This is a genomic window from Klebsiella sp. 141198 (genome assembly GCF_050600785.1).
Lineage (GTDB): Bacteria > Pseudomonadota > Gammaproteobacteria > Enterobacterales > Enterobacteriaceae > Klebsiella > Klebsiella aerogenes.
Map to the genome: position 1 here is coordinate 1 of NZ_JAQIRM010000023.1, position 385 is coordinate 385.

At 47.5% G+C, this 385-nt stretch carries 2 tRNA genes; both read right to left on the reverse strand.

The window, feature by feature from the left end:
- Nucleotides 1-112: 112 nt before the first annotated feature.
- A tRNA-Ala gene (locus PGR10_RS25400) sits at nucleotides 113-188 on the reverse strand.
- A 106-nt stretch (nucleotides 189-294) separates the two neighbouring features.
- Nucleotides 295-371: transfer RNA gene (locus tag PGR10_RS25405), tRNA-Ile, on the reverse strand.
- Nucleotides 372-385 lie beyond the last annotated feature (14 nt).

The window sequence follows — 385 nt, forward strand, 5'->3', positions numbered from 1 at the left end:
TTGACTGTGTGTCGTTTCAATTTTCAGCTTGATCCAGATTTTTAAAGAGCAAAACTTCGCAGTGAACCTTTTCAGGTACACTCTGAAGTTTTCTTATTTTTTGCAGTAAGGATGGTGGAGCTATGCGGGATCGAACCGCAGACCTCCTGCGTGCAAAGCAGGCGCTCTCCCAGCTGAGCTATAGCCCCATCGTAGTTATCTCTTTACCGGTAATTTTTCCTGAGACAAGGCGTGGTGAAGCGAAGCATACTGAAGTATGCGAGCTTTGCCACAACGCAGTATTCAGGGAAAATTTGGTAGGCCTGAGTGGACTTGAACCACCGACCTCACCCTTATCAGGGGTGCGCTCTAACCACCTGAGCTACAAGCCTGCAGAGATTACTTA